Annotated in this window: 3 protein-coding genes and 1 tRNA gene; all 4 read left to right on the top strand. The window is 48.4% G+C overall.

Going from position 1 to position 3,245, the window contains the following annotated elements; all coding sequences use genetic code 11:
- The first annotated feature begins 38 nt into the window (after positions 1-38).
- Positions 39-115, top strand: a tRNA-Met gene (locus B2X00_RS01115).
- A gap of 187 nt (positions 116-302) precedes the next feature.
- On the top strand, positions 303-731 hold the full coding sequence (gene rimP, locus B2X00_RS01110; RefSeq protein ID WP_370215254.1) for a ribosome maturation factor RimP: 429 nt from the start codon (positions 303-305) through the stop codon (positions 729-731).
- Positions 732-756: 25 nt separating this feature from the next.
- Entirely contained in the window at positions 757-2,250 is a 1,494-nt protein-coding gene (gene nusA, locus B2X00_RS01105; RefSeq protein WP_071463559.1) for a transcription termination factor NusA, read from the top strand.
- A gap of 27 nt (positions 2,251-2,277) precedes the next feature.
- Positions 2,278-3,245, top strand: a 968-nt coding sequence (locus B2X00_RS01100) for a translation initiation factor IF-2 associated domain-containing protein (RefSeq protein ID WP_290485767.1), incomplete at its 3' end; no start/stop codon positions are given.

Genomic DNA, 3,245 nt, shown 5'->3' with positions numbered 1-3,245 from the left:
GAGCGCAAAAATCCCTATAATATCAAGCAAGTTTCGGTCGCGGGGTGGAGCAGTCTGGTAGCTCGTCGGGCTCATAACCCGAAGGTCGTAGGTTCAAATCCTGCCCCCGCAACCAATTTCGAATGCTCTTTTTGAGTGTTTGAAATAGACAAAGGGTCCAGTGTTTAAAAAGCCCCGCAGAAGCTCGGGGCTTTTTGCTATGTGGCCTTAGCTATCTTAAGGATAGTCACAACACTGGGCGCTCGCGCCCTTTTTTTGTTTTAGGAGGCAATTTGGCACGTATAGAAGAGCGTTTATCGGACATGCTTCGCCCAGCTGTAGAAGCTTTGGGATTTGAATTATGGGGCGTCGAATTTGTTCGTGCGGGCAAGTTTTCAACGTTACGCATCTACATTGACAAAGAAGAAGGTATCAGTGTTGATGACTGTGCTGATGTCAGTTATCAAGTCAGTTCGGTACTCGATGTAGAAGATCCGATTAATACGGAATATAACCTGGAGGTTTCTTCTCCGGGGATGGAACGTCCGTTCTTCTCTATTGCACAAATGCAGCCTTACATTGGCGAGACGGTAGCGTTCGAGCTAGCCGTAGCAAAGCAAAATAAACGGAAGTTTCAAGCGGTTCTGGAAGGAATTGAAGATGACCAACTGCAACTTAGCGTTGGTCAAGAGTCGTTGACGGTGGGTATGCACGAAATTAAGAAGGCCCACTTAGTACCGTCATTTGATTAACGATTTGCGTTGGTGAGGCAGAATCATGAGTAAAGAAATCCTGTTGGTAGCTGAGGCTGTTTCCAACGAGAAGGCAGTACCTCGAGAGAAAATTTTTGAAGCGTTAGAATCAGCGTTAGCACATGCCACGAAAAAGAAGTATGACGGTGATATTGACGTACGTATTGATATTGACCGCGCGACCGGTGAGTTTGATACATTCCGTCGCTGGTTAGTCGTTGAAGATACGGATACGGGTTTAGAAAACCCGTATCGTGAAATTAGCTTGTCTGCGGCACAATATGAAAACCCAGAGTTACAACTGGGTGACTATGTAGAAGAGCAAATCGAGTCGATTCAGTTTGACCGCATTACTACACAAACCGCCAAGCAAGTGATTGTTCAGAAAGTGCGTGAAGCAGAGCGTGCGCAAGTGGTTGACGAGTATCGTGACCAAGTCGGTGAGTTGGTCACCGGGACGGTCAAACGCGCTAACCGTGAACATGTTATCCTTGATTTAGGTAATAATGCTGAGGCGATAGTGTATCGTGAAGAAATGTTGCCGCGTGAATCTGTACGTCCAGGTGACCGAGTACGTGGTTTGCTTTACGATGTGCGACCAGAAGCGCGCGGTGCGCAGCTATTCGTTACACGGTCTCGTCCAGAGTTCTTAATGGAATTGTTCCGTATCGAAGTTCCGGAAATCGGCGAGGAAATGATCGAGCTCAAAGGCGCCGCTCGTGACCCGGGATCACGTGCTAAAATTGCTGTGAAAAGCAACGATCGCCGCATCGACCCAGTCGGTGCTTGTGTCGGGATGCGTGGTGCACGTGTTCAAGCAGTATCAGGTGAGCTTGGTGGTGAACGGGTTGATATCGTACTGTGGGATGATAACCCAGCCCAGTTCGTTATTAATGCAATGGCGCCTGCAGAAGTGGCTTCTATCGTAGTTGATGAAGATGCACACACCATGGATATCGCTGTTGCAGCTGATAACCTGGCGCAAGCGATTGGCAAAAGCGGACAAAACGTACGTCTAGCAAGCCAACTGAGTGGCTGGACGCTGAACGTAATGACTGTTGATGATTTCAACGAGAAAAACGAAGCGGAAACTAATCGTTTATTAAACTTATTTATTACTAGTCTCGATATCGACGAAGATTTCGCTGCGGTACTTGTAGACGAAGGTTTCTCTTCACTTGAGGAAGTGGCTTACGTTCCTGTAGCCGAATTCCTTGAAATTGAAGGGATGGATGAAGATATTGTTGAAGAATTACGTGGACGCGCACGTGCTTATTTAACAACTAAAGCACTGGCTGACGAAGAGTCTCTTGAGTCAGCAGAGCCGGACGAATCATTACTTGGGCTTGAAGGAATGGACCGCCACTTGGCGTACGTTCTTGCCAGTCGCGGTGTGACCTCATTAGAGGAGCTCGCGGAGCAAGGCATTGATGACTTAGCCGGAATCGAAGAGCTGGATGAACAGCAAGCTGGCGACTTAATCATGAAAGCCCGCAATATTTGCTGGTTCAGCGAATAACCACGATCAGCGGAGGTACAACAGACTATGGAAGAAGTAACGCTCGAAAAGCTGGCCAAAGATGTCGGTACAACAGTTGATCGTCTGATTCAGCAGTTTGCTGAAGCGGGCATTAAAAAAACGCCTGATGACGGCGTGACAGAAGATGAGAAACAAAAACTATTGGCACATTTGAATAAGCAGCATGGCGGCGGTGGCTCCTCAGAGCCCAGCAAAATGACCCTGAAGCGTAAAACTAAGAGTACGCTAAGTGTCGGTGGTGGCCGTGATGCCAAATCAGTACAAGTCGAAGTGCGCAAAAAGCGTACATATGTAAAACGTTCAGCTGCTGAAGAGCAAGAACGCGAGGAGCAAGAGCGTCTTGCCGCAGAGAAAGAAGCGGAAGAGGCGAAGCGTCGCGAAGAAGAAGCCAAAGCCAAGGCGGAAGAAGAAAAACGCCAACAAGCGGAGGCTGAAGCCAAAGCTAAAGCAGCGCGCGAAGCTGAAGAGAAAGAGAAAGCGGCTCGTAAAGAGAAAGAAAAAGCTAAACAGAAAGCGGAAGCAGAACGTCGTGCGGCAATGACGCCGGAGGAACGTGAAGCGGCCGATAAAGCCAAGCAAGAAGCAGATAAACTACGTATGCAGCAAGAAGAAGAAGCGCGCAAAAAGGCTGAGAAAGAAGCTGAAAAGCAAGCGGAAGAAGCACGTCGTTTAGCTGAAGAAAATGCCAAGCGTTGGGAAGAAGAAGAGAAAGAACGTAAAAAAGCGGAACAAGAAGAAGTTCACTTTACGACCTCTTCGACGGCCCAAGAGGCAGAAGACGCGCAAGATTATGACGAAGAGCGTAAGTCGCGTCGTCGTAACAAAAAGCGTCGTCGTAAAGATGAAGAAGCTGATGAGCGCGCACCGCGTCGTGAGAAACGTCGCAAAGGTGGTCGCCGTGGCTCAAGCTTGCAGCAAGGTTTCAATAAGCCAGCACAGCCGGTTGAGCGTGATGTGAAAATTGGTGAGACCAT

The sequence above is a fragment of the Idiomarina sp. UBA3162 genome, assembly GCF_002364475.1.
Lineage (GTDB): Bacteria > Pseudomonadota > Gammaproteobacteria > Enterobacterales > Alteromonadaceae > Idiomarina.
The sequence above is the reverse complement of the archived record's forward strand: the minus strand, read 5'-3'. Positions and strand labels throughout refer to the sequence as shown.